We start from the raw sequence: 23,349 nt of genomic DNA on the forward strand, positions 1-23,349 counted from the left end.
CCCGCTCCCACAGGGATTGCGGCTTGGCTGACTGGCATTGGTCGATCGCCGGTTTTGTTTGTGACTCAGGAATGGGGCACCCAGTCCCAAGAACAAACAACTCCAACATGGCCCAAACAGCATGCATCCGCAAAGACTGATCCTGCACAACGAGTTGCACGCGCGCCCGTCTCTGTATTTCGATGAGCCCGCCCACGTGTTTCATTTGGCGTTTCTGGCTAATGACGGGCAGTGCGACACCCTGCTGAGTCGCTGCTGCCCCGGCCCGGTCGACCCGGAAGCGGCTCAGGGCATCACCGAGTTGGAGGGCCATGCCTTGAAGTGGGAACGGCACGCCGAGTTCCTGACGCTGACGCTGGTGGTGCCCTCCTCCAGTCAGGAACCATGCTGGAGCCCGCCACCCAGGGCCTTGATGGACCGGGTCGAGCCTTTCATGCAGCACGTGATCAACGCTGTGCAGATTGTGGTGCGCACCGATACGTCTTTTTCCGGCGATCTGTCCGTTTATGGATTCAAGGATCCCAGCGGCTCTTGCATCGGCGGTGGCGATGCGACGGTCTGGAGCGATTTTCGCCTGAGCGAGGATGGCACCAACCGTTTTCTGTTCGTGAACAAACGCCTGAATGCCTATCGCCTGGGACGAATGATCCGCCGTCTGCTGGAAATCGAAACCTACCGAATGATGGCTTCGCTTTCACTCATCACCGCGAAAGCCTTGAGCACTCAGCTCAACGTCTTCGACAAGACCCTGGTCAACCTTTCGGAACGTAACGCCGGCCCCGATACCGGAAATGCGAAAGCGTTGCTGACCGATATTGCCAACCTGTCGGCGCAAGTGGTCAGCAGCAGCGCAAAAACCCGACACCGCTTCAGCGCCACCCAAGCCTATGCACAGCTGGTTTTCGAACGCCTGGGCGAACTGCGCGAAAGTCATGTGGGTGATTGCCAGCGACTGGGTATCTTCATCGAAAGACGCTTCAAACCCACGGTCAGATACTGCGCCGTCACCGAACAACGCCTGGAGCAACTGGCCGAAAGCGTGGCCAACCTCGGGGACTTGTTGCAGGCCCGTGTGCAGGTCGAAATGGAAGAGCAGAACTCGGAAATCCTGAAGAGCCTGAACGCCCGCGCCGATACTCAAATCAAAATCCAGCGCGCCGTCGAAGGCTTGTCGATTATCGCCATCACCTATTACTTGTTGAGCCTGTTCAAGCTGTTCTACTCGGGGCTGCACGTCATGGGAGCGGACATTTCCGCGAGAGACGCCCTGCTGGCCATGACTCCGCTCGCGCTCTGCGTCCTGCTGTTTATTTTGATCAGGATCAGGAAGGCCAAAGAGCACTGATACTGCGCAACAACTCGTCCGCTAGCCGTAGATTCGCTACTATGTTTGCCCCGCTTTCCTTGTCTGCGGATATCTCATTCTGGAGCCCGAATGCCTAGTCAAAAGGACATCGCCGCCGAAAGCGGCGCACCGATGATCCCTGAACAGCGCCGTGAATTGATGCTGCGCCAGTTGCGCAAGCATCAGGTGCTGAGCGTTCATCAGTTGATGGAAATGTTCGACTGTTCGCACATGACCATCCGCCGCGATATCGCGCTGCTGGAACAGGAAGGCCGTGCTTACTCGGTAACCGGTGGCGTGCGAATCGCCAGCCAGCTCCATAGCGAGCCCAGCCATCAGTTCAAAGCGGTGGTCGAGTTGCCGCAGAAGCAGGCGATGGCCAAGCTGGCCGCGCGGCTACTGCATGCCGATATGACGATTTATCTGGATGCGGGGACAAGTACGCTGGAGATCGTCCCGTATATCAAGGCGCTGTCGGGCATGACTGTGGTGACCAACGACTTCGGGATTGTCCAGGCGTTGATCGATGCACCCCATGTCACGGTGATTCACACCGGCGGGCAACTGGATCACTCCAATCAATCGTGCGTGGGCGGTCTGGCGGTGGCCACCTTGCGGCAGATCGTCACCGATATCGCGTTCATCTCCACCAGTTCCTGGGATTTGCGTCGCGGCCTCACCACGCCTTCGGCGCTGAAGGTGGAGGTCAAGCAGGTCGCGATGCAATCGGCCTCGCAAATGGTGCTGGTGGCCAGCAGTTCGAAGTACGGCACGTTCAGCATGTACAGGATCGCCGGGCTCGAGCAGTTCGACATCATCCTCAGCGACGACGCGCTGACCCCTGCCGCGGCCGATAGCATCCGCAAGCAGGGGGTGGAACTGCTGTTGCCCGGCGATAACAACGTGTAAGGCGTTAGCGCGCCTTCCAGTCCCGCAGCCACTGCAAGCCGGCCGATGTGTTACCACGCGGCCGGTATTCGCACCCTACCCAGCCGTCATAACCCAACTGGTCGATCAACTCGAACAGATACGGGTAATTGACTTCTCCCAAGTCCGGCTCATGTCGATCCGGCACACCGGCGATCTGGATATGGCCGATGCCATCGAAATCCCGACGCAGTTTAGTGGCCAGGTCCCCTTCGACGATCTGGCAGTGGTAGCAGTCGAACTGAACCTTCAGGTTAATGGCGCCCACTTCCTTGCAGATGGCCTGGGCCTGATCCTGGCGATTGAGGAAAAAGCCCGGCATGTCCCGCGTATTGATCGGTTCCAGCAGCACCGTGATGCCAGCCTTGGCGGCCTGCGCGGTGGCATAGGCCAGGTTCTCCAGGTACACGCCGTGATGCCGAGGGCGATCAGTTTCCGACGGCAGCAGCCCGGCCATCACATGGATGCGCGAGTTGCCCAGCACCGCGGCGTATTCCAGCGCGCGATCGAAACCGCTACGAAATTCACTCTCCCGCCCGGGCAACGACACCGTGCCGCGCTCGCCCGCCGCCCAATCGCCGGGCGGTGCGTTGAACAGGGCCTGCACCAGGCCGTTATCGTTCAAGCGCTGTTTGAGTTCCTGGGCGCTGTAGTCGTAGGGAAACAGGTATTCCACGGCTTCGAAACCATCGGCGGCAGCGGCGGCGAAGCGGTCCAGAAACTCATGTTCCGGATAGAGCATGCTGAGGTTTGCAGCAAAACGAGGCATGGTAGCTCCTTGGTTAGAAGGTTAGACAAACGGCCAGATCAACAAGGTAATACCGAAACCCAACGTGCCGAGCAAGGTGGTCAACACCGTCCAGGTGCGCAAGCCATCGGCCACGTTCAGCCCGGACAGTTTGGTGAAGATCCAGTAACCGGCATCATTGATATGGGACATGGCCAACCCGCCACCACCCATGGCCAGGCACAACAGGGCCATGTGATTCGCCGTGAGATCGAGGGTAGCGATCAGCGGGCTGATAATGCCGGCGGTGGTCACCAGCGCCACCGTGGTCGACCCCTGAACCGCACGCAACAGCATGGTCAGCAGAAAGCCCAGCGCGAGTACCGGCAGACCGGTGGTGCGCAGCATATCGGAGACCACCGCGCCGATTCCGGTATCGACCAACACCTTGCCGAACACACCGCCGGCGCCGGCAATCAGGATCACCATGGCCACGCCAGGCAAGGCCGAGCCGATTACGTCAGACACCTGAGTACGACTCCAGCCCCGACGCGAACCCAGCAACCAGGCACACAGCAAGGTATCGATCAGCAGCGCCACCAGCGGCGCGCCGAGCACGGTCATGATGCCGCGAAGAACCGAGTCGGCAGGCAGCAACGAGGTCGACAGCGTCCCCAGCAGAATCAGAATGATCGGCAACACAATCAGGCTGACGATCAGACCAAAACCCGGTGGTGGAGCCGGCGGCAACTTGGAGACGATGCTGCTGGTGGCTTCTTCCAGGCCCATGTGAGACGCGGCCACGGCCGCTCGTTCAGGGCTCTTGTCGTTGCCATTGGACCAGGCAGCCAGATCCTCGTTGGTGACATGCGGGCCATAGACCTCGGCACGAATATCGTCGGTCATCGGGTACACCCGACGGGTCATGCGCCCGGCCACGCGGTAGCCGACATAGCAAAGGAATGCCGTGATCGGCAGACCGAACATCAACACGCGACCGAGGTCGGCACCCAATTGGCTGGCAGCGGCCACCGCCCCCGGATGTGGCGGCAAAAAGGCGTGGACGGTCAACAATGCAGCGCACATCGGCAGCGCGAACACCAACAGCGGCTTACGCGCACTGCGAGCGACGCCGTAGGCCAGCGGCATCAGGATGATCACCCCGACCTCGAAAAACACCGGCACCCCGACCATGAACCCGGCAATCGTCAGCGCCAGTGGCGTGCGACGGTTGCCGAACCGGGTAATCAACGTTTTGGCCAGCGCCTCGGCACCGCCGGAGAGTTCAATGATTCGCCCGATCATCGCGCCCAGGGCAATGATGATCGCGATATGGCCCAGGGTCTTGCCCATGCCGCCTTCGATGGTGGCGACCAGATCAGCCGGTTTCACCCCGGCCACCAGCGCCACCAGAATGCTCACCAGCATCAAGGCCACGAAGGGCTGAAACTTGTACTTGAGCACCAGAAACAACAACAGAGCGATCCCTAGCCCCGCGGTAACCATCAAGATTAACGGGCTCATTTCAGAAGCCCTCCACATCGGGTGAACGAAAGGGTTGTTCTGAAAATGTCGCAGTGAAGGTGAGTCATGCCTGGATGTCCTCTTGTTATTGTATTTTTCAGGCAAGCCGGGAGCGTGGGAAGTCGCTGCGCGTCTCCCGAACAGGGCCTGCTTTATCGGTCTATCGTGTTAAAAAATTAGAGCTCTACCAGTGCGCGCCGAAAGTCACTCGCAGCTCGTCCAGCGCTGCCTGATCGAGCGGTTCGGGCTTGGGATTGCTCATCAGCCACAGCCGCGCAGTTTCCTCGAGTTCTTCCAGGGCGTAGCTGGCCCTGGACACTGAACTTTCCCAAACCACCGGCCCCAGCCGTTCGAGCATCACGCCGCGAACGCGGTTGGCCCATTGCGCGACCTGTTCGGCCACCTTCGGCGAGCCGGGCCGCTGGTAACCAATCAACGGGACAGGCCCGACTTTCATCACCTGATACGGCGTCAGCGGCGGCAGGATGTTGTCCGGCTGCCAGACACCGGCCAGCGTCAACGCCACCAGATGGGTGGAATGGGTATGCACCACGCCACCGACGCCCGGGTTGCGATCGTAGACCTGGCGATGCAGCGCCAATGTCTTTGAGGGCTTGTCACCGGACACCCATTCGCCGGCCAGATTGACCTTGGCGATGGTCGCCGGGTCGAGGCGGCCGAGGCAGACATCGGTCGGTGTGATCAACCAGCCGTCATCCAGACGCGCGCTGATGTTGCCAGCGCTGCCGACGGTGTAACCGCGCTCATAAAGGCTGCGGCCGACCTGGCAGATTTCTTCGCGCAGGGCATTTTCATTACTCACTGCACCGTTCATTGCACATCCCCGGCCAGTTGCTTCAAGGCTTTGCTGAAGAAATCCCGACCACCGAAGTTGCCCGATTTGAGCGCCAGGGCCAGAGGCTCATCGGTGCTGCTGACCGTCGCCGGCACACCCGGATCGATCTGCGCGCCGATCTGCAGCAGCTGCACACCCAGCGCCTGAACCACGGCGCCCGAGGTTTCACCGCCAGCGATCACGAAGCGTCGTACGCCGCTCTGGCGCAAGCCCTGAGCGATCTCACCCAACGCATTCTCCACCAAGGTACCGGCCCGTTCGACGCCGAGTTGCTGTTGCACCGCCTTCACTTCGTCCGGGGTGCTGGTGGCGTAGATCAATACGGTCTGTTCGTTATCACGGGCGAAGGCCAAAGCCTGGGCAACCACCGGCTCCCCGGCAGCCAGGGCCAACGGATCAATCCGCAGCGCCGGCCGACCGGCTTCGAGCCAGGCCGCCACTTGCCCATTGGTAGCGATCGAAGCGCTGCCGGCCAACACCACTTCTCCGCCGGACACCGCCGGGAGTTTCGAGGCATCGAGGTCACGCAGTTTGCCGGCGCGACGGAAATTTTCCGGCAAGCCCAATGCAAGCCCCGAACCGCCAGTCAGCAACGGCAAATCAGCGCAGGCCGTACCGAGGGTGTACAGATCGCGGTCCGACAAGGCATCGGCAATCGCCATGCCGACACCTTGAGCCCGCAGTTCTGCGATGCGCTCACGCACCTGCTCGGCCCCTTGGGCAATGGTGTCGTAGCGCAACAAGCCGACGTTCAGACCGGTCTGCGATTGCAACACCCGAACCAGGTTGGCATCGGTCATCGGCGTCAGTGGGTGATGCTGCATGCCCGACTCGTTGAGCAGTTGATCCTGCACAAACAGGTGGCCGCGAAAGATCGTCCGGCCATTTTCCGGAAACGCCGGGCACGCCAAGGTGAAATCGCTGCCCAACGCCGCCAGCAGCGCTTCGCTGACCTGGCCGATGTTGCCGGCAGCGGTGGAGTCGAACGTCGAGCAATACTTGAAAAAGATCTGCTCGCAGCCTTGCTCACGCAACCAGGCCAGCGCTGCAAGGGATTGTTCGACCGCTTCGGCGACGGGAATGGTGCGCGACTTCAGCGCGATGACAATCGCATCGGCATCGAGCCCGGCAGCCACTTCACTGCTCGGAATGCCGATGCTTTGCACGGTGCGCATACCGCCGCGCACCAGCATGTTGGCAAGGTCCGTGGCACCGGTGAAATCGTCGGCGATGCAACCCAGCAATGGGCGTGCGGTGGTTGTGTTCATTGGGCGTTCCTCAAACCGGCTCAGTCTTGGCAGTCGGCAACTCGATGCCGGGGAAGATCTTGATTACCGCCGAGTCATCCTCACGACCGAAACCTGCACTGGAAGCCTGCATGAACATCTGGTGGGCGGTGGCCGACAGCGGCAGCGGGAATTTGCTGGCCCGTGCGGTATCCAGCACCAGGCCCAGGTCCTTGACGAAAATATCCACCGCGGACAACGGTGTGTAATCGGCCTTGAGAATGTGCGGCACGCGGTTTTCGAACATCCAGGAATTGCCGGCGCTGTGGGTGATCACTTCGTAAAGCGCATCGGCATCGACCCCTTCACGCAGACCCAGCGCCATGGCTTCGGCAGACGCAGCGATGTGCACCCCGGCGAGCAACTGGTTGATGATCTTGACCTTCGAACCCAGGCCATGAGTGTCACCCAGGCGATAGACCTTGCCGGCCATGCCCGCGAGGACCGCTTCGGCCTTGGCATAAGCATCGGCCGGGCCAGAGGTCATCATGGTCATTTCACCGGCAGCGGCCTTGGCCGCGCCACCGGAAATCGGCGCATCCAGGTACAGCAAACCTTGCGCGGTCAGGCGCTGGCCCAGGTCCACGGCGTAGGTGGGCGCGACAGTTGCGCAACCGATCACCAGGCTGCCAGGGCGCAACGCAGCAACGGCACCACCCTCGCCAAACAACACGGTTTCGGTCTGCTCGGCGTTCACCACCACGGTAATGATGACGTCGCATTCTGCAGCCATGTGCGCGGGTGAAGCACACGCCACACCGCCCTCGCCAGCAAACTGTTCAGTCACCGCCGCACGCACATCACAGGCATGCACATTGAAGCCGCTGCGCAACAGTGAGCGGGCAATGCCCAGGCCCATCGCGCCCAGACCGACAACACCGACATTTTTGTTATTCATGGGGTACTCCTTAGTGACCGGCTTATGAGGAAAACAGCGGCCTATTCCACGCCGGCAAGGCGCAGGCGGCGGGCCGCGTTGTAGATATGGGCACGGGCGGCATGCCCGGCGGCGAGCGGATCGCGCAGCCGAATGGCCGCCACGATCGCCTGGTGTTCTTCATGCACCTGACGGGAGAAATCCGCCCTGCCCGCCTCGTTGGTGCGGGTGATGCGGGTCGCGGCCTCCAGGTACTGACTGACGAACTCCAGGGTCTTGAGAAAGTAGGGATTGCCCGTGGCTTGAGCGATGGCACGGTGAAAAGCCACATCGGCGCGCACACCGTCCTGCCCTTCATCCACCTCTTCATCGATGCGTGCCAGCGCCTCGTCAATCTGCACCAGATCGGCCTCGCTGCGATTGAGCGCCGCCTCGCAGGCGATTTCCGCCTCAATGGCACGTCGCAGCGCCAACAGGTGAAAGACACTGCCGGGCAGATTGGCTTCGGCGTAATCGATACGCAGCGGGCGGATGTTGGCGTTGGCGGTGACGAAGATGCCGCGCCCTTGTTGAGGCTGCAGCACGCCTTCGTTCTTGAGACGGGAAATGGCTTCACGGACCACGGTGCGACTGACACCGAACGCTTCTGAAAGCATGGCTTCACTGGGCAGTTTGCTGCCGGTGGCGAACACACCGCTGTCAATCTTGTCCAGCAGCTGCTGAGCGACGCTGTCACTCAGCACGTGAGTCGGGACCTTGTCGAACATCGGAGCCATCCTGTTTTTGTCTTGTTATCAGGTTGTCATACAGGTTGAGCAGATAATCCCCCAATGAACGGATTATGTGAAGTCTTTTTTTAAAATAACATTTTTTAACATGCCAACTGAAGGAACGGACAACCACTGCTCAGTGGGATCCAATTGACAGGAGTGTTTGTTATCGAGGAATGAGTCGGTGGGGCGATTTGAGTAATGCCCTGTGGCGAGGGGGCTTGCCCCCGTTGGGCTGCGAAGCAGTCCTGAAAATCTCTGGTGTAGCAAAGATTTTGTGAGCGCTACGCACTCAAACGGGGGCAAGCCCCTCGCCACAGTTCATTCCCAATCGATCGTCATTGACCGAGGGCTGCGAATGCAGACGGGGGCGTCGCTGGAAAAGCGAATGATCAGGCAACCCTTTCTCGAAGCTGAAGGCGAACGTTCATGACGTCGCCTCCGACTGGTGCAGGTTGTTCGTGTGGTGCTCTATAAAAGTGTGCCCTGAAGCGCTCTCTACAAGGTGTATGAAAATCCTGCCTGCAGGGTTCTCGGCGCGCCCGGATAGGCGTAAACGTTGCCAAAGGCGCCTTCATCGTAGTGGCTGTCGAACACATTCTTCAGGTCAAGGTTAAGCCGCAGGTGCTCGTTGACTTTGTAAAAGCTGAGCAGGTCGAACACCTTGTAGCTATCCATGGAGAAGGCATTGGCCGCGGTCTGGCCGGCGCGCTCGTCGACATACTTGGCGCCCAGTCCCAGGCCCAGTCCTTTGAGGCCACCGTCCTGAAACTCGTAGACGTTCAGCAAGCTGAAACTGTTGCGCGGAATGTTCACCAGGCGGGTGCCCGACTTCAGCACGTTGTCCTGGGTGACTTCGGCATCCACGTAGGCGTAGCCACCGATCATGCGCCATTCCGGGGTGAGGTTGCCGGCCACGTTCAGATCAAAGCCACGGCTACGCACTTCACCCGCCGCAACACTGAAGGTCGAGTCCACCGGATCTGTCGTCAGGACGTTGCGTTTTTCGATCTGATACACCGCGGCATCCACGCTTAGCTGACGATCAAGGGCCTGCCATTTGACGCCCACCTCGTAGGATTTGCCTTCTTCAGGTTTGAAGCCGCCGCCCGTTCGACTGGCACCGTTGTTGGGCTTGAAGGAGCGCGCCGTGTCGGCATAGATCGCCACGGTCGGGGTCAGATCGTAGATCAGCCCCAGGCGCGGAGTGACGGCGTTGTCGCTGTTGGTCCAGCTCGTGCCGTTGACAAGGTAACTGTCGTAATCCTGTTCGAAACGTTCGAAACGCACGCCAGCCAAAGCTTTCAACCCCTCGGCCAGGGTCACCTGGTCTTGCACGAAAGCGGCATAAGTCTTGAGGTTTTCCTGATCGTGGGTGGTGGTGCGAGTCAACGCCGGGCGCGTCTGGCCGTAGACCGGTTTGAAAATATCGATGGGGTAGGCATTCACCGCGCCACTGGAGCGACGGATGATCGACTTGTAATCGTAATCCTCATACTCGATGCCCGTGAGCAACGTGTGATCAAATCCACCGGTGGAAAAATGCCCGGTCAGGTTCAACTGCACATCAAGGTCACGCCACTCCAGCTTGCGGTAGTTGAAATTGCGTCCCAGCGTTCGGCCGTCGGCAGCGACACCGTTGGCTTCGATGGCATTGCCCTGCAGGCTGCCGTCGAGAAATTGCGTGCCGCCGCCCAAGGTCCAGTTGTCGTTCAGGAAATGCTCGAAACGCAGTTGCGCCATGTTGTTGTCGTTGTGCAGCTTGCCGATATCCTTTTCACCAAAGAAAGTATCCCGCGACGCGACACCGATCTGATTGCGATAGCGGGTCACGCCCCGATCGAGCGGCGCGTTGTTGCGCATGAAATCGCCTTCGAAGGTGATACGGGTAGTGTCGTTGACCTGCCAGCCGAGGACCGGCGCCACACCATAACGCTCGTTTTCGACATGATCACGGAAGGTGTCGCCACCCTCGCCTATCACGTTCAGCCGGTAGGCCAGTCGCCCTTCATCGTCCAGCGGCCCTGAGGCATCCATCGTTGCGCGACGCATGCCCTGATCATTGAGCTGACTGCCCAGGGTGATAGTGGGCTCGGCCAGAGGTTGTTTAGACACCACATTGAAGGTGCCGCCCGGATCGCCACGGCCGTAGAGCGTGGTGGCTGGCCCGCGCAGGACCTCCAGACGCTCGATGGTATTGGCATCGGGCATGTTCGGATAACCGCGGTTGATCGGGAAACCATTGCGGTAGAACTCACCGGTGGTAAAGCCACGCACGGTGAACGTGGTCAGGCCCTGGCCGCCGAAATTGTTCGCACGGCCCACGCCACCAGCATAATCGAGAGCGTCTTGCAGGCGGGTGGCGCCGAGGTCTTCCACGACATCCCGGGTGACCACGCTGATCGATTGGGGGGTTTCATGAATCGGAGTGTCGGTGCGCGTCGCACTGGCCGAACGAGTCGCTCGATACCCTTGAACCGGGCCCTGGGCCTGCTCTTCGAATGTGCCGTTGATATCGATCGCTTGTAACTCTATTGACGCAGGATCAGTCGATACCTGGTCAGCCCAGGTGGTCTGGGAAATGGCTTGGATCACACACAGAGAAACGAGAGTTCGACGCATCGACATACAACCTGAGAAAGATGCCGGGCACATCAGGAACCCGGCGAAGAAAGAGTGAGGCGTCCCCCGTTCCGACCGGTACAAAACCAGCGAAACGGGGGCGTCTCAATGCAAAAGGATCAGAACGTCACACTGGCGCTCAGGCGTGCCGTGCGCGGCTCGCCGACATTGACCGCCAGTTGGGTGCCGGTAGAGGACGGGTAGTACTGTTTGTCGAACAGGTTGTCGACGTTGAATTGCAGCGAAGTCTTGTAGCCGAACATCGGCGCTTCCCAACGCACGAAGGCATCGGCCACGGTGTAGCTGCTCAGCCAGAAGTCGTTGGCGTTGTTGGCCGCGCGCTCGCCGACGTAACGTGCGCCAGCGCCGGTATGCCAGGCCCCGAATTCCGTGGGAACGTTCAGGTGATGGGTGAGGTACAGGCTCGCGGTGTGCTTGGGCGCATCGGCAAGGCGATGACCTTCGTCATCCGGATCGTCGAGGATTTCCGTGTGGGTGTAGGCGTAGGTGCCTATCAGGTCCCAGCGCTCGGCCACACGCCCGGTGATGTCCAGTTCCAGGCCCTGTGAACCGACCTTGCCCGCCGCCTCCGAAAGGCTGACGCCACCGATCGACTGGCTGGTCACGACGTTTTTCTTGACGATGTCGAACAGCGCAAGGTTGATGTTCAGCCCCGGCAGCGGGTCGTACTTCGCACCGACTTCGTAGCTGCGGCCCTCCTCCGGATCGAAGGTGTGGCCGGCATCGTCGACTTCGGTATTGGGCTTGAACGAACGGCTGTAGTTGCCATACAGCGACAAGGTATCGGTGGCTTTGTAGACCAGGCCCAAAAATGGCACGAAGGCGTCGCCATTATCGTCGCGGTTGACGGTGTAGCTGCTGCCTCGGCCCTGATCGCTGTACTGATCGTAATGCTGCTGACGACCGCCGAGGACCAGGATCCAGCGGTCATCGAGGTGCCAGTTATCCTTGAAGTACACGGAGCTGGAGGTCAGCTGATTGCTCAGATCACTTTGCGTGGCACTGACCAGACTGGGCTCGGCCAAACGCCCATAAATTGGCGCGGTGATGTCGAAGCCTGACCGCGGGGTATTACGGTAGGTTTTGCCACGGAATTGGTCGGACGCTTCAGTATCCGCGCCGATCAGCAGGTCATGGCGTTGGCCGAACAGCTCCTGCTGGCCGATGAAATCCCAACTGGCGTAGCGGGTTTCATCGTCGTAATGAGCACCGTTGGCTGCACGTCGCAGATTGTTGCCGGTCAACGAATTCGGCTGGGCAATCGAGAGGCTGTAGCGGTCGTTGTTCCAGCCGTAGGTGACGCGGGTTTTCCAATCGTCACTGAGCTGATACTCGAAACGCGCGGTGGCCACTTCACGGATACCGACGCTTTTCGCCCAGCGTTCGTCGAGACGCTTGTCGTAGTCGATGTCCGCCGGATGACCGTTGGTGAACACGGTGCCGCGGTCGAAAGGGCTGGAATAATCGTTGTATTCGTAACTCAGGGTCAGGCTGGCGCGATCACCGGTCCAGCTCAGCGATGGCGCGACCAGAGTGCTCTCGTTCACACCGTAATTGCGCCAGTAATCTTCATGGCCGCGTTCGGCAATCAGGCGATAGGCCAGGCCCGTGTCTCCCAAAGGCCCGGTGGTGTCTACGGCCAGGGTGCCGCCGCCTTCGCTATAGGCCGAGCCACTGAGCGTTGTGCTCTGGGTGTATTCAGGCTTCTTGCTGATCACGTTGATCAATCCGCCGGGCTCCAGCGCGCCGTACAGCATTGAAGCAGGCCCTTTGAGCACTTCCACACGATCCGTGGTGGCGCTGAAGTTGTGGCCCATATTGGAACGCACGCCATCGCGCAGGATCGAGCCGTCGTCGTTGGTGCCAAAACCACGCTTGACCAGGGAATCGCGCGAGTTGCCCAAGGTATTGCCCTGGCTGACACCACTGACAAACTTCATGGCGTCGTCCAGCGAGCGCACCTGATAGTCAGCCAGGGTCTGTTGGGTGACCACATTGACCGATTGCGCCTCTTCCTTGATCGGCACATTGCTTTTGCTTGCCGTGCTGGCGTGAGAAGTGGTGTAGCTCGTGTCTTGGCTGACGCGGCTCGCCTGAATATCAGTGGTCGGCAGTTCGAGGGGTGCCTGTGCCCACAGAGGACTGGTGAACATAACGCAGGAGAGCGTCGGCAACGCGCGTTTCATGAAGATCTTGCGGCGGGCAAAGGGGTGGGGCTGGCTCAAGACGTCGCACTCGATGAGTTAGTAGTAACGATTCTCATTGTATTGTGCGATCTATTTTCAGTAAATACCCTTGACGGCCATCTGCCCGCTTTTGATTCAGGAGGGTTTTGTGTGTTGTCTGCCGGTCGGTTTCAGCAAGTACTCTGTGTGTGTCAAAAAAAATGGCCCGTTAAAACAACGGCTTGAGGGCTTTTAATAGATTATTGGACAGAAGGCTATATTTTTGACTAGTGACATTTGACAGGCCGTCTGGAGTGGTCGATACCTAACAGGGTCGACGTATAAAAAGATGTAATTCCTTTAATAGATATACGTCAGCCCCCAGCGATTAAGTTCACGATAGACAGTGTTTATTTTTCATAGGACCGAGAGTTCGGACCCTGCGGTAGCTTTGCCCATCGCAACGATCTGATGACACATCGATATCACTGATAGCGTTAAGTAACCTTTACACTTTTCGATCAAGAGTTCTATTTGAGCGCCGTCCGACAAAGCGAACTAGCTGCGCGGCGCTCACGCCAAATTATTGACTTTGGTGCTCTATCGTTACTTGCCCATTACATGTTTCATTATTGACACACCTGTTCCAATGACTTAACACTTTCGCAATTCCACCTACTCTAAAGCGTTCATTGGAGGGGCAGTGGCATTGCTGATGCGTGAACAGGCATGCTTAACCCATATTCCGGAGCTTGCCAGAATGCTGACGAGTACCCAAGGTTCCAATTGGTATCTTTTGCAATGCAAGCCGCGTCAGGATGAACGGGCGCAAATCAATTTATTGCGACAAAATTACGTTATATTTTGCCCGCAAATTATTAGCGAGCGCCTGATTCATGGCAAACCCAATCAATCGCTTGAACCTCTCTTCCCGGGGTATCTTTTCATTCATCTGAGCCGTGACGACAAATGGGCGCCCCTGCGTTCTACCCGCGGTGTCAGCCGCATCGTCGACTTCAATCACGGCCCGGCAATAGTCCCGGACGATGTCATCGAGCATCTGCGGGCCCGGTGTTTTAAACCACCCGTAATGCACGCCTCTCAACCGTTCCAACCTGGGGATACGCTGCAAATAACCCGAGGACCACTGTCGACTCTGGAAGGTATTTTCCTGAGCATGTTAGGTGATGAACGAGTCATGATTCTTCTTCACTTTTTGAATAGAGAGCATCAGGTCCGCGTGCCATTAACTGACATTGCACGATCTCGGCCTTATCTATAAATATATCATTGCCTTTTTAACTTCTGCATCTTACAACAAGCTGCGCAACTCAAATTAGAGCCTGTTATTTCCAGCACCAGAATTAACTATTTAACCCCACCCCAATTAAACTTAAAACCCCCTGCCCGACCAATTATTGATTGCTACCGGCATTACACAGCCCCATTTACCCACTGTTTTTCCGGTCTATAGTCATTGAACTCACCCCTTGGAGCAATGATATGACTCTCAAGACCCGCGGCCCTTTCGCACTGTTCATGATCTATTTGTGTCCCGGAACGGCCTGGAGTCTTGATCCCCAGTCCATTGATATTTATGGGTTCGACTTCACCCCTACTCTGCTGTTTTCAGAAAGTTATGATGACAATTTCCGCGAACTGGAGCGGGCGCAGTCTTCGATGGTGACTAAAGTGGCGCCCACTTTCGAACTCAAGGCTGAAGACCGCAACAGTGCTACCCGACTCATCTGGCAGCCTACCCGGTACATTTATCATGACGACTCGGATGCCTCGAATACGGCGCAACGCTTGCGCCTCAATAGCATCATGGAATTCACCGACCGCCATCGACTGAAACTTGATGCGGAAACACGTAAATATGAGCGTACAACGTCGACCGCTGTCGATGGCATCAATGACAAGATTCGCAGTAACCGCGTCAACGGTCTCTATACCTACGGCGCCAGGAGCGCTGCCAATCAGATTGATCTGGGCGCCAGTTACGCCCAACTTCGCTACGACAACTCAGGTGGCATCAACGACGACAAAGAGCGCGATACCACTGGCCTGACCACCACGTGGTACCACCGCATCGGTAGCAATACACGTGGATTACTGGAATACGACCACACCGTCTTTGATTACGAGTCCAACAGCCGTCTCAATAGCACATCCGATGCGGTCCTCGCCGGTGCCGAATGGGATTTCACCGCACGCACCACCGGCAAAGTCCGTGTTGGTTATGAGCGCAAGAACTTCGACGACAGCGATGTCGATGACCTCAGTAACCCGACCTGGCAAGTGGATCTGCGCTGGAAACCACGCACCTATTCGACCTTCTCCTTTGTTGCCCGCCAGGCCATGGCCGAGGGCGACGACGGTGCTGATGCCGTCAAGACCACCACGGCTCTGGTCGGCTGGCGTCATGGCTGGACCGAACGCATCACCACAGTGGCCGAAGTCGGACTTGGCCGTTACGAGTACGAAGGGCAGGACCGCACCGACGACCTTCGTGACTACAACCTCGCCGTGGAATACGCAATGCGCCGCTGGCTGGATATCGAGCTGGGCTATCGCTACCGCAACGATGACTCCGATACCGACAATCAGAGTTTTGAACGCAACATCTTCTTGCTCAGCTTCAACGTAAGTCTCTAAGAGGTTTTCCCCATGAACTCGCGAATGCTTGGCTTGTTGTTCGTGCCGTGGCTGTTGCCCGTGACTTTTGCAGCAGACACCGGCGCCCAGTACAAACTGGCAGCCGGCGATGTATTGCGTATCACTGTGTTCGGTGAGCGGGACCTGAGCTTCGAAAAAATCCGTCTCAACGATGCCGGAATGTTTTCCTATCCGTTTCTGGGTGACATTGCCGCCAAGGGACTCACGCCCCAGCAGGTAGAAAAACTCATCGTCGACGGGCTCAAGCAAGGTTATCTGGTCGACCCCAAGGTCAGCCTCAACCTGATCGCCTACCGCTCGTTCTACATCAATGGAGAGGTCCAGAAACCCGGCAGCTATCCGTTCGAACCGGGGCTGACGCTGGAGAAAGCCATCGCCCTGGGCGGCGGCCTGACCGAACGAGCCTCGATCAAGCGGGTGACCATTGTGCGCGGCGATGGCTCCCCACCGCTGACCGACAAGATCACGCGCAGCACTGCCATCGGCCCCGGTGACACCATCTCCATTGCACAAGGCTTTTTCTAATCATGGACAATAGCCCTAGCCTCTATGTCGAACGTCCGCTCCAGGCGCATGTGCCGCAGCATCAGCAGTACAGCGAGGAAAAGGACACCATTGACCTGCTCAAATACTGGAGGGTGATCTGGCGTGCCCACTGGAAAATCGGCTGGTTGATAGTGCTTGGCTGTGTGTTGGCGATGGTTACGCTGTCGTTCATTCCCTCGCAGTACATCGGCAGCACCACGTTGCTGATCAAAGAGAAAACGCCACCGTTGTTGGCCTTCCAGCAAGTCACGGATTCGAGCGCCGGTACCGTCGATTATTTGCAGACACAATTGGCGCTCCTGCAATCGCGCGATCTCGCTGAGCGCGCAGTCAGAAAGCTGAACCTGACCACGCACCCGGTCACTGATCCACGCCAGCAACCGCAGTCATGGTTTGCGCCGCGCAAATGGTTGGCAACGCTTGAGCTTGGCCAGTGGCTGCCAGTACTGGGCCGTTTGGCACCGATGCAAGTTGTGCCCTCCGAGGCCGAGGTCTTCAATCAGGTCACACAGAACCTCATGCGGCAGACCCGCGTCAAATTCGTCGGCAAGAGCCAGTTGATCAAAATAGAAGTGGAACTGCCCGACCCTGGTTTGGCGGCCGCTACCGCCAATGCGATTGCCCAAGGCTTCATCGACAGCCAGCTCGATAACAGCCTGAAGTCCTCGCTGACCAATACCAGCTGGATGAACTCACGCCTGATCGAGTTGCGCAATAACCTGCGCAGTGCCGAAGACAAACTTCAGGCTTACCGGGAAGCACAAGGCCTGGTCGACGTCGGTGGTGTCGCCACCATCAGCGCCAATGAACTGGAATTGACCGGCAATCGCATGATCGATGCCCGTCGTAATCTGGCAGAAGCCGAGAGCCAGTTCCGCCAGGTACAGGCCCTGAGCAATGGCAACCTGAGCAAGCTGTCCAGTGTGCCGGCTGTCTTGAGTAACCCTTTGGTGCAGAAATTCCAGGCGCAACAGGCCAAGGCCCAAGCCAAGGTCGAGGAGCTGTCCGGGCGCTACGGTCCAAAACATCCGACCCTTGCTGCCGCCCGTGCCGAGTTGCGGACGGCTACCGACAGTTTGCGCTTGCAGGTTCAGCAGGTGGTTGCCGGTATCGAGCGTGAATATCAGCTATCACAAGCCAATGAACATTCACTGCGCAAATCCTTCAACAGCAACAAGGCGCAGCTACAGGATATTTCGCGCAAGGAGTTTCAACTGCGTGAGTTCCAGCGTGAAGTCGACAGCAGCCGCGCGCTGTATGAGACCTTTATCACCCGTTTGAAAGAAACCGCGGCCACCTCAGACATGGACTCCACCAAGGCACGCATCGTCGACCCTGCAATTGTTCCTCTGGAACCCAGCAAGCCGCGTAAAACACTGATTCTGGCGATTGTCGCCGTCGTGGCTGCGCTGATCGGGGTAGCGCTGGCATTGCTGTCCGAAACCCTGAACAAAACCTTCAAGAGCGACGAAGCCATTGAAAGTACGCTTGACGTTCCCCTGCTCAGCGTAGTGCCGCTGGTCATGAGGAAAAGCCGCCGGCAACTCGCGCGACTGTTCGATGACAACGACCATCCGCGCTTTTGCGAGACCATTCGCAACCTGCGCACCTGGTTGATGCTGCACGGCGGCGACATGCCATCACAGGTGGTACTTGTTGCCTCGACCTTGGCCGAAGAAGGCAAAAGCACCATCGCCAACAACCTGGCCTACTCACTTGCCAAGCTGGAGCGTGTCCTGTTGATCGACGCCGATATGCGCAGACCCAGCCTCTCGCTCAACTTCGATTTCCCGGCAGACAGCCCGGGATTGGCCAACGTCCTGGCGGGCACTGCGCGGCTGGAGGACTGTATCCGTTCTGTCGGCAACCTCGACATGCTGCCGGCCGGAAAACTGTCGCCGCCACCGCTGGATCTGCTGGGTTCGTCGCGCCTGGCCCCCATGCTTGAGGCGCTGAAGTCGCGGTATCAACGCATCATCATCGATTCCCCGCCGGCACAAATGGTCAGCGATGCACTGTTGCTGGCCAAGCATTCGGACGCGGTGATCTACGTAATCAAGGCCCAAAGCACGCCTGTCAGCGAGGTACAAAAGTGCCTTGCGAACCTGCAGCAGTGCCATGCGCCGGTGTTCGGTGTGGTGCTTAACCAGGTTGACCTGAGCAAGGCCCGCAAACAAGGCTACAGCCATTCCGATACGTTCCAGAACTATGACTACCTGTCCAGGTAGAACCTTGCGTCTGTCTCACCCGTAGTCCCTTTCAAACATCTACCAAAAGTGGCTTTACCCAGTCGAGCTATACCAGCGTGCTGGAACGAGGGCGTGCAATTTGCCGCCGATGTCCAACCCATGCCCGGAGGTTACGCCGATGACATCGCTCTACGCCGCTCAAATGACGCGCCGCCGAGGTCTGACCTTCTGGGGCCAATGGCTGTGCGCGCTCAGTCTGGTCAACCTGCTGCTGATGTTGCTGGTGCATTGGCGCGTCGGCAGCCTGACCAGTGAATACCGTGTGCTGATGATTCTCACCGTGCTCGGTTCGGTGCCGATCTACAGCGTGATGCAGGTTTACCACAAGCGCCATGAGTGGTTGTCAGGGCTCGCTCGGCTGCTGGCGGCCTGGATGATCTTGCTGGCCGTGCTGATCAGCATTGCTTTCGTCACCCAGACCAGCGTGATTTTCTCGCGTCAGGTGATCATCGTCTGGGCCGTATTGGGTTACCTGATCCAGGCGGCGAGCTTTTTGCCCCTGCATTACCTGGCCCGCCTGCATTCACACAAGCTCTGCAACGAGCGCCGCGCAGTGATCATCGGGACGTGTCCGACCGCACATACGCTGGCGAGAAAACTGTCCAGGCGCAATCGCGTACCGCTGCTGGGTTTTATCGCAACCGCCGACCACACCGGCCCGGCCCCGAGCATTCTGCCGCTGCTGGGGCGTATCGACGAGGTTCGCGAAATCATCACCCGCCTGCACGTACGCCGCGTCTATATCGTTTTGCCGATGGCACACGCCGCCATCATCGAGGCGCTGTACATCGATCTTCTGGACGTGAATGTCGACGTGGTCTGGATCCCGGATTTCGGCAGCATGGTGTTGCTCAATCATTCGATCTCGGAAATAGAGCGAATGCCCGCCATCTACCTCAATGAAAGCCTGATCAGTTCGCACCCCGGCAGCCTGCTCTGCAAAGAACTGTTTGAACGTAGCCTGGCCGCCGTGTCCATTATTGTGCTCAGCCCTTTGCTGCTGATCGTGGCGGCCGCCGTGAAGCTTTCTTCGCCCGGCCCGGTGCTGTTCAAACAAAATCGATACGGCTGCAACGCTGAGGTGATCAAGGTCTGGAAGTTCCGGACGATGCGTGTGCACGACGACAACGAAGTGCGTCAGGCCACCCGCGATGATGACCGCATCACTCCGCTTGGGCGCTTTTTGCGCCGTAGTTCCATCGATGAACTACCACAACTGTTCAACGTGCTCTTCGGCGAAATGGCCCTGGTCGGCCCGCGACCGCACGCCGTCACGCACAACATTTACTACACCGGCAAAGTCCGCGCCTACATGGCCCGTCATCGCCTCAAGCCGGGCATCACCGGATTGGCCCAGATCACCGGGCATCGAGGTGAAACCCAGACGCTGGAAAAAATGCAGCAGCGCGTCGCCCAGGACCTCAACTACATCAACCAATGGTCGCTGTGGCTGGACATCAAGATTCTGGTCAAGACGCCTTTTACGTTGTCCTCAAAAGACATCTATTAATAGGGTCGGTTGACCCTGGGACTCCGCCAATGAAAGACCTGGAATTAATCGGGCATTACGCACCCAGTCTGCTGGACGCCAACCAGGCATTTTCCTTCATCAATTTTGCGTCCGTCGGCAGTCTGCTCGACCGGCCCCCGACTTCCATCGCCTATTTTTGCGACGGCATGCTGATGTCGACCTTCATGTCGCGCATCACCGGGCGCACGATCGGCCGGGTCAGCTTCGACTTCACGTCCATCGCCGATCCTGTGTTCAGCTATGCCGAGAAACACGGCAAGCGCCTCTATTTTGTCGGTGCCCTTCAAGCCGAACTGGACCTGTTCCTCAATAAGATCAAGGCTCGCTACCCCGCCCTGATTATCGCCGGTCATCACAATGGCTATTTCGATGCAGCACAGGCCACGTGCATCCTGGCAGACATCTGCCGCAGTGAAGCGAACATCCTGATCGTAGGCCTGGGCGCCGGGCTTCAGGAACAGTTCGAGCAGGATGCCCTGCGTGCCGGCTTCAACGGTGTGGCATTCACCTGTGGCGGTTTCATTCGCCAAGAAGCGACGGCGACGCACAATTATTACCCTGTACTGATCAACCGCCTGCATCTGCGCGCGCTCTATCGGATGTACCGCGAACCGCACACCATCAAACGCTACCTGATCGATTACCCGACCAATTTTGTTCATCTGTTGGTGATGATCATCCGGCGAAAAGTGACCATCAATATCACTTATCCCTGAACATCCAGTACCGAGCCACGACCATGCATATCCTGTTCACCCTCAAGGACTTCAAGCCCGATGGTGGCCTCGAGCGTGTCCAGCAACGCCTGGCCAGGCAGTTTCTGAAAGATGGTCAGCGTGTCAGTTATTTCGTTATGAATGGCGACACGCCAGACGATGAAGGAACGGCCACGCTCAATGGCGGCGGCAATGGAATCGTCGGCCTGCTCAAGTCCATCGTATTGCTGCGCCGGATTATTCGTCGCGAACAAGTGACCCACCTCATTGCCGCCAAAGAACAAGCCAACCTCTGCACCTGGTTTGCCACCTTGGGTAGCCCATGCAAGGTCATCTATAGCCGTCATGCAGCACTGGATTGCGGTGAACAAAAAATCAGCCCCGCCACCCTGCGCCTGCTCTATGCGTTGTACCTCTGCGGCAACGGCCAGGTAGTGACGGTTTCCAACGGCTTGCGCCAGTCCCTCTCTGACCTGGTGCCCTGGGGTCGCGAACGCATTCGTTATTGCCCCAATGCAGTGGTCACTGAGCAACTGCTCAGTGCCGCACAGACGCCCATGTCCACCGGTTTGCCGGCGCAGTTCTGGCTGGCAGTGGGACGGCTGATAGAACCGAAAGGTTTCCACCTGCTGCTCGATGCCTATGCCATGGCCTTGCGCAGCGCCGCGCTGCCGGACCTGGTGATCATCGGCGATGGCCCGCAACTCGCCGCGCTGACCTCACAGGCCTGCCGCCTGGGCATCGAGGGACGTGTGCATTTCACCGGTTTCCTGAGCAATCCCTACCCTTTTATCAGACAGGCGAGACTGCTGATCCTGAGTTCGTTTCATGAGGGCTTGCCGACCGTGCTGATCGAAGCTCTGGCGCTGGGCACCCCTGTGTTGGCCTGCGACTGTGAAACCGGGCCCCGGGAACTGCTTGATAACGGCCGCCTTGGCGATCTGGTCAAGGTCAATGATGTACCGGCGCTGGCCGAAGGGATGTTGCGCAGCCTGATCTCGCCAAGCCAGGCGACGCCACGCGGTGAAATGGCCGCTGAAGCCGTCCGACAGTACACCAGTCAACATGCCGCGCAAGCGTATTACCAGGTTTGGAATCAATGAAAAGGCTGCTGATTATTCTGCAGGACTTGAGTGGCGGCGGCGCCGAAAAAATGATGGCGCGGCTCGCCTGTGCGCTGACTGACGCAGGCAATGACGTGACCTTGTTGATGCTCACCGGCACGGGTGTGAACTCGGTGTGCCTCGACCCCCGAGTCAAACAGGTGCAGTTGCACAGTGCGCGCAGCTCCAGAGCAGTGCCGGCACTGGCACGCTTTCTTCGCCACAATCGCTTTGACGCACAACTGGCCGCCCTCACCCATGTCAATGTCGTAGCCATCGCCGCGGCTGCGCTGTCAGGTACGCTGGCGCGCCTGCATGTCAGCGAACGCAACGCGTTTTCCCATGACAGACACGTCAATCCCGCGTTAATGGTGCGTATCGCCTATCTGTTGGCACCACTGCTGTATCGGCTCATTCCCAATCCGGTGATTTGCGTCTCGCGCGGTGTTGCTCAGGACCTGGTCGACACCACCATCACGCGCCCGCAGGATGTCACCATCGCTGACAACCCGGTACTCGACAACGATTTTCGCGACAAGGCGCCGGGACGTCCAAACCACCGCTGGCTGTCGAAAAAAACCACCCCGGTAATTGTCGCCGTAGGTCGCCTGGCACGGCAAAAAGGCTTTGACGTATTGCTCGATGCCTTTGCCCGATTAGCCGATCCCGGTGTTCGATTGATCATTTTCGGCGAAGGCGCGCTCAGAGCCGAGTTGCTGGCACAGTCAGTCACCCTGGGCGTGGCCGACCGCTTCGATCTGCCGGGCTATTCCAACGATCCATTGGCGGAGGTGGCAGCGGCCGATTGCTTTGTACTGTCGTCGCGTTTCGAGGGCAGCCCCAACGCGCTGGTCGAGGCTCTGTCCACGGGCACCCCGGTGGTATCGACCCGCTGCCCCTACGGCCCGCAAGAGATTCTCGACAATGGCGCGATCGCCCCGCTGGTGGCGGTCGACGACCCTGATGCACTGGCACAGGCGATCACCGTGGAACTGACGTTGCCGCGTGATGCAAACCGTCAGGCACGCATCGATGCCGCTGCCCGTTTCGTGAACGCCTGCGCGGCGAAGACCTATCTCGATGCCATGCTAGGGAGCGTTTTGAACTAGTTCCCCGCCGAGGCTGGTGCTGTGCAGGGTAAGGCCGATTTTGAGGGGGTACATATCCGTTGCTGCGGTCATGGCGGCTCTGCGAAGGCGGCCTGACAGCCGACCAGTCTCTTGCAGATGCACATCATCCCTGTGGAAGCTGGCTTGCCTGCGATGACGATCTGACAGCCGACCAATCTCTCCCGGATGTACCCCGTCCAACTGTGGGAGCGGGCTTGCTCGCGAAGCTGTTGATCTTGCCGTTGCCGTTGCTTCGGCTTTTGATCTTGATCTGTTGCCCCTTTCCCAGAGGCCGA

The 23,349-nt window shown here is 58.5% G+C and carries 19 protein-coding genes; 10 read left to right on the forward strand and 9 right to left on the reverse strand.

Annotated features, from left to right (window positions below):
- Positions 1-121: 121 nt before the first annotated feature.
- Positions 122-1,345: a DUF3422 domain-containing protein gene (locus PMI36_RS05625; RefSeq protein ID WP_008074807.1), complete on the forward strand. Its 1,224-nt coding sequence runs from the start codon at positions 122-124 to the stop codon at positions 1,343-1,345.
- Between the two features lie 90 nt (positions 1,346-1,435).
- A complete protein-coding gene (locus PMI36_RS05620; protein ID WP_008074808.1) occupies positions 1,436-2,254 on the forward strand; it encodes a DeoR/GlpR family DNA-binding transcription regulator in 819 nt (272 codons plus the stop codon).
- 4 nt (positions 2,255-2,258) lie between these two features.
- Here the strand turns inward: PMI36_RS05620 and otnI are convergent, their stop codons facing one another.
- The 8 genes from otnI to PMI36_RS05580 all read right to left on the reverse strand — a co-directional run bounded on the left by otnI (position 2,259) and on the right by PMI36_RS05580 (position 13,180).
- Positions 2,259-3,041: a 2-oxo-tetronate isomerase gene (gene otnI, locus PMI36_RS05615; RefSeq protein ID WP_008074809.1), complete on the reverse strand. Its 783-nt coding sequence runs from the start codon at positions 3,039-3,041 to the stop codon at positions 2,259-2,261.
- A gap of 21 nt (positions 3,042-3,062) precedes the next feature.
- Positions 3,063-4,523, reverse strand: a complete 1,461-nt coding sequence (locus tag PMI36_RS05610; RefSeq protein WP_007906158.1) for a GntP family transporter — start codon at positions 4,521-4,523, stop codon at positions 3,063-3,065.
- A 184-nt stretch (positions 4,524-4,707) separates the two neighbouring features.
- Positions 4,708-5,346 (reverse strand): 3-oxo-tetronate 4-phosphate decarboxylase, encoded by a 639-nt coding sequence (otnC, locus tag PMI36_RS05605; RefSeq protein ID WP_177319504.1) that lies wholly within the window; start codon positions 5,344-5,346, stop codon positions 4,708-4,710.
- An 8-nt stretch (positions 5,347-5,354) separates the two neighbouring features.
- The gene (gene otnK, locus PMI36_RS05600; RefSeq protein ID WP_008074811.1) at positions 5,355-6,647 is read right to left on the reverse strand and encodes a 3-oxo-tetronate kinase; all 1,293 of its coding nucleotides are present in this window, start codon (positions 6,645-6,647) and stop codon (positions 5,355-5,357) included.
- A gap of 10 nt (positions 6,648-6,657) precedes the next feature.
- Positions 6,658-7,563, reverse strand: coding sequence for an L-threonate dehydrogenase (ltnD, locus tag PMI36_RS05595; RefSeq protein WP_007906163.1), 906 nt, complete (start codon positions 7,561-7,563; stop codon positions 6,658-6,660).
- A 41-nt stretch (positions 7,564-7,604) separates the two neighbouring features.
- Positions 7,605-8,309 (reverse strand): FadR/GntR family transcriptional regulator, encoded by a 705-nt coding sequence (locus PMI36_RS05590; RefSeq protein ID WP_008074812.1) that lies wholly within the window; start codon positions 8,307-8,309, stop codon positions 7,605-7,607.
- A 501-nt stretch (positions 8,310-8,810) separates the two neighbouring features.
- Positions 8,811-10,934 (reverse strand): TonB-dependent siderophore receptor, encoded by a 2,124-nt coding sequence (locus tag PMI36_RS05585; protein ID WP_008074813.1) that lies wholly within the window; start codon positions 10,932-10,934, stop codon positions 8,811-8,813.
- Between the two features lie 119 nt (positions 10,935-11,053).
- Positions 11,054-13,180, reverse strand: coding sequence for a TonB-dependent siderophore receptor (locus tag PMI36_RS05580; RefSeq protein ID WP_008074814.1), 2,127 nt, complete (start codon positions 13,178-13,180; stop codon positions 11,054-11,056).
- A 700-nt stretch (positions 13,181-13,880) separates the two neighbouring features.
- Here PMI36_RS05580 and rfaH point away from each other — a divergent pair.
- The 8 genes from rfaH (at position 13,881) to PMI36_RS05545 (ending at position 23,053) form a co-directional block, all read left to right on the forward strand.
- Complete coding sequence (gene rfaH / locus PMI36_RS30960; RefSeq protein ID WP_081499303.1) at positions 13,881-14,402, forward strand: transcription/translation regulatory transformer protein RfaH; 522 nt, start codon at positions 13,881-13,883, stop codon at positions 14,400-14,402.
- A 221-nt stretch (positions 14,403-14,623) separates the two neighbouring features.
- Positions 14,624-15,778 (forward strand): outer membrane beta-barrel protein, encoded by a 1,155-nt coding sequence (locus PMI36_RS05575; protein WP_008074816.1) that lies wholly within the window; start codon positions 14,624-14,626, stop codon positions 15,776-15,778.
- A gap of 12 nt (positions 15,779-15,790) precedes the next feature.
- Positions 15,791-16,324 (forward strand): polysaccharide biosynthesis/export family protein, encoded by a 534-nt coding sequence (locus tag PMI36_RS05570; RefSeq protein WP_008074817.1) that lies wholly within the window; start codon positions 15,791-15,793, stop codon positions 16,322-16,324.
- A 2-nt stretch (positions 16,325-16,326) separates the two neighbouring features.
- Positions 16,327-18,573 (forward strand): GumC family protein, encoded by a 2,247-nt coding sequence (locus PMI36_RS05565; RefSeq protein WP_008074818.1) that lies wholly within the window; start codon positions 16,327-16,329, stop codon positions 18,571-18,573.
- 139 nt (positions 18,574-18,712) lie between these two features.
- A complete protein-coding gene (locus PMI36_RS05560; RefSeq protein ID WP_008074820.1) occupies positions 18,713-20,104 on the forward strand; it encodes an undecaprenyl-phosphate glucose phosphotransferase in 1,392 nt (463 codons plus the stop codon).
- A 29-nt stretch (positions 20,105-20,133) separates the two neighbouring features.
- Positions 20,134-20,841: a WecB/TagA/CpsF family glycosyltransferase gene (locus tag PMI36_RS05555; RefSeq protein ID WP_008074822.1), complete on the forward strand. Its 708-nt coding sequence runs from the start codon at positions 20,134-20,136 to the stop codon at positions 20,839-20,841.
- Between the two features lie 23 nt (positions 20,842-20,864).
- Complete coding sequence (locus PMI36_RS05550; protein ID WP_008074824.1) at positions 20,865-21,944, forward strand: glycosyltransferase; 1,080 nt, start codon at positions 20,865-20,867, stop codon at positions 21,942-21,944.
- Positions 21,941-23,053: a glycosyltransferase gene (locus PMI36_RS05545; protein WP_008074826.1), complete on the forward strand. Its 1,113-nt coding sequence runs from the start codon at positions 21,941-21,943 to the stop codon at positions 23,051-23,053. The genes PMI36_RS05550 and PMI36_RS05545 overlap by 4 nt, the downstream gene beginning before the upstream one ends.
- 68 nt (positions 23,054-23,121) lie before the next feature.
- Here PMI36_RS05545 and PMI36_RS32145 read toward each other — a convergent pair.
- Positions 23,122-23,349 (reverse strand): hypothetical protein (locus PMI36_RS32145; RefSeq protein ID WP_238543596.1); only part of this gene is annotated, 228 nt, incomplete at its 5' end.

This window comes from Pseudomonas sp. GM79 (assembly GCF_000282495.1).
Lineage (GTDB): Bacteria > Pseudomonadota > Gammaproteobacteria > Pseudomonadales > Pseudomonadaceae > Aquipseudomonas.

What these genes read in the sequence shown, in the direction of transcription:
- PMI36_RS05620 (WP_008074808.1), top strand. Translation starts at nt 1,436, where the DNA reads ATGCCTAGTCAAAAGGACATCGCCGCCGAAAGCGGCGCACCGATGATC.
- rfaH (WP_081499303.1), top strand. Translation starts at nt 13,881, where the DNA reads ATGCTGACGAGTACCCAAGGTTCCAATTGGTATCTTTTGCAATGCAAG.
- PMI36_RS05555 (WP_008074822.1), top strand. Translation starts at nt 20,134, where the DNA reads ATGAAAGACCTGGAATTAATCGGGCATTACGCACCCAGTCTGCTGGAC.
- PMI36_RS05545 (WP_008074826.1), top strand. Translation starts at nt 21,941, where the DNA reads ATGAAAAGGCTGCTGATTATTCTGCAGGACTTGAGTGGCGGCGGCGCC.
- otnK (WP_008074811.1), bottom strand. Translation starts at nt 6,647, where the DNA reads ATGAACACAACCACCGCACGCCCATTGCTGGGTTGCATCGCCGACGAT.
- PMI36_RS05590 (WP_008074812.1), bottom strand. Translation starts at nt 8,309, where the DNA reads ATGTTCGACAAGGTCCCGACTCACGTGCTGAGTGACAGCGTCGCTCAG.
- PMI36_RS05550 (WP_008074824.1), top strand. Translation starts at nt 20,865, where the DNA reads ATGCATATCCTGTTCACCCTCAAGGACTTCAAGCCCGATGGTGGCCTC.
- otnI (WP_008074809.1), bottom strand. Translation starts at nt 3,041, where the DNA reads ATGCCTCGTTTTGCTGCAAACCTCAGCATGCTCTATCCGGAACATGAG.
- ltnD (WP_007906163.1), bottom strand. Translation starts at nt 7,563, where the DNA reads ATGAATAACAAAAATGTCGGTGTTGTCGGTCTGGGCGCGATGGGCCTG.
- PMI36_RS05585 (WP_008074813.1), bottom strand. Translation starts at nt 10,934, where the DNA reads ATGCGTCGAACTCTCGTTTCTCTGTGTGTGATCCAAGCCATTTCCCAG.
- PMI36_RS05575 (WP_008074816.1), top strand. Translation starts at nt 14,624, where the DNA reads ATGACTCTCAAGACCCGCGGCCCTTTCGCACTGTTCATGATCTATTTG.
- PMI36_RS05610 (WP_007906158.1), bottom strand. Translation starts at nt 4,523, where the DNA reads ATGAGCCCGTTAATCTTGATGGTTACCGCGGGGCTAGGGATCGCTCTG.
- PMI36_RS05560 (WP_008074820.1), top strand. Translation starts at nt 18,713, where the DNA reads ATGACATCGCTCTACGCCGCTCAAATGACGCGCCGCCGAGGTCTGACC.
- PMI36_RS05625 (WP_008074807.1), top strand. Translation starts at nt 122, where the DNA reads ATGCATCCGCAAAGACTGATCCTGCACAACGAGTTGCACGCGCGCCCG.
- PMI36_RS05565 (WP_008074818.1), top strand. Translation starts at nt 16,327, where the DNA reads ATGGACAATAGCCCTAGCCTCTATGTCGAACGTCCGCTCCAGGCGCAT.
- PMI36_RS05570 (WP_008074817.1), top strand. Translation starts at nt 15,791, where the DNA reads ATGAACTCGCGAATGCTTGGCTTGTTGTTCGTGCCGTGGCTGTTGCCC.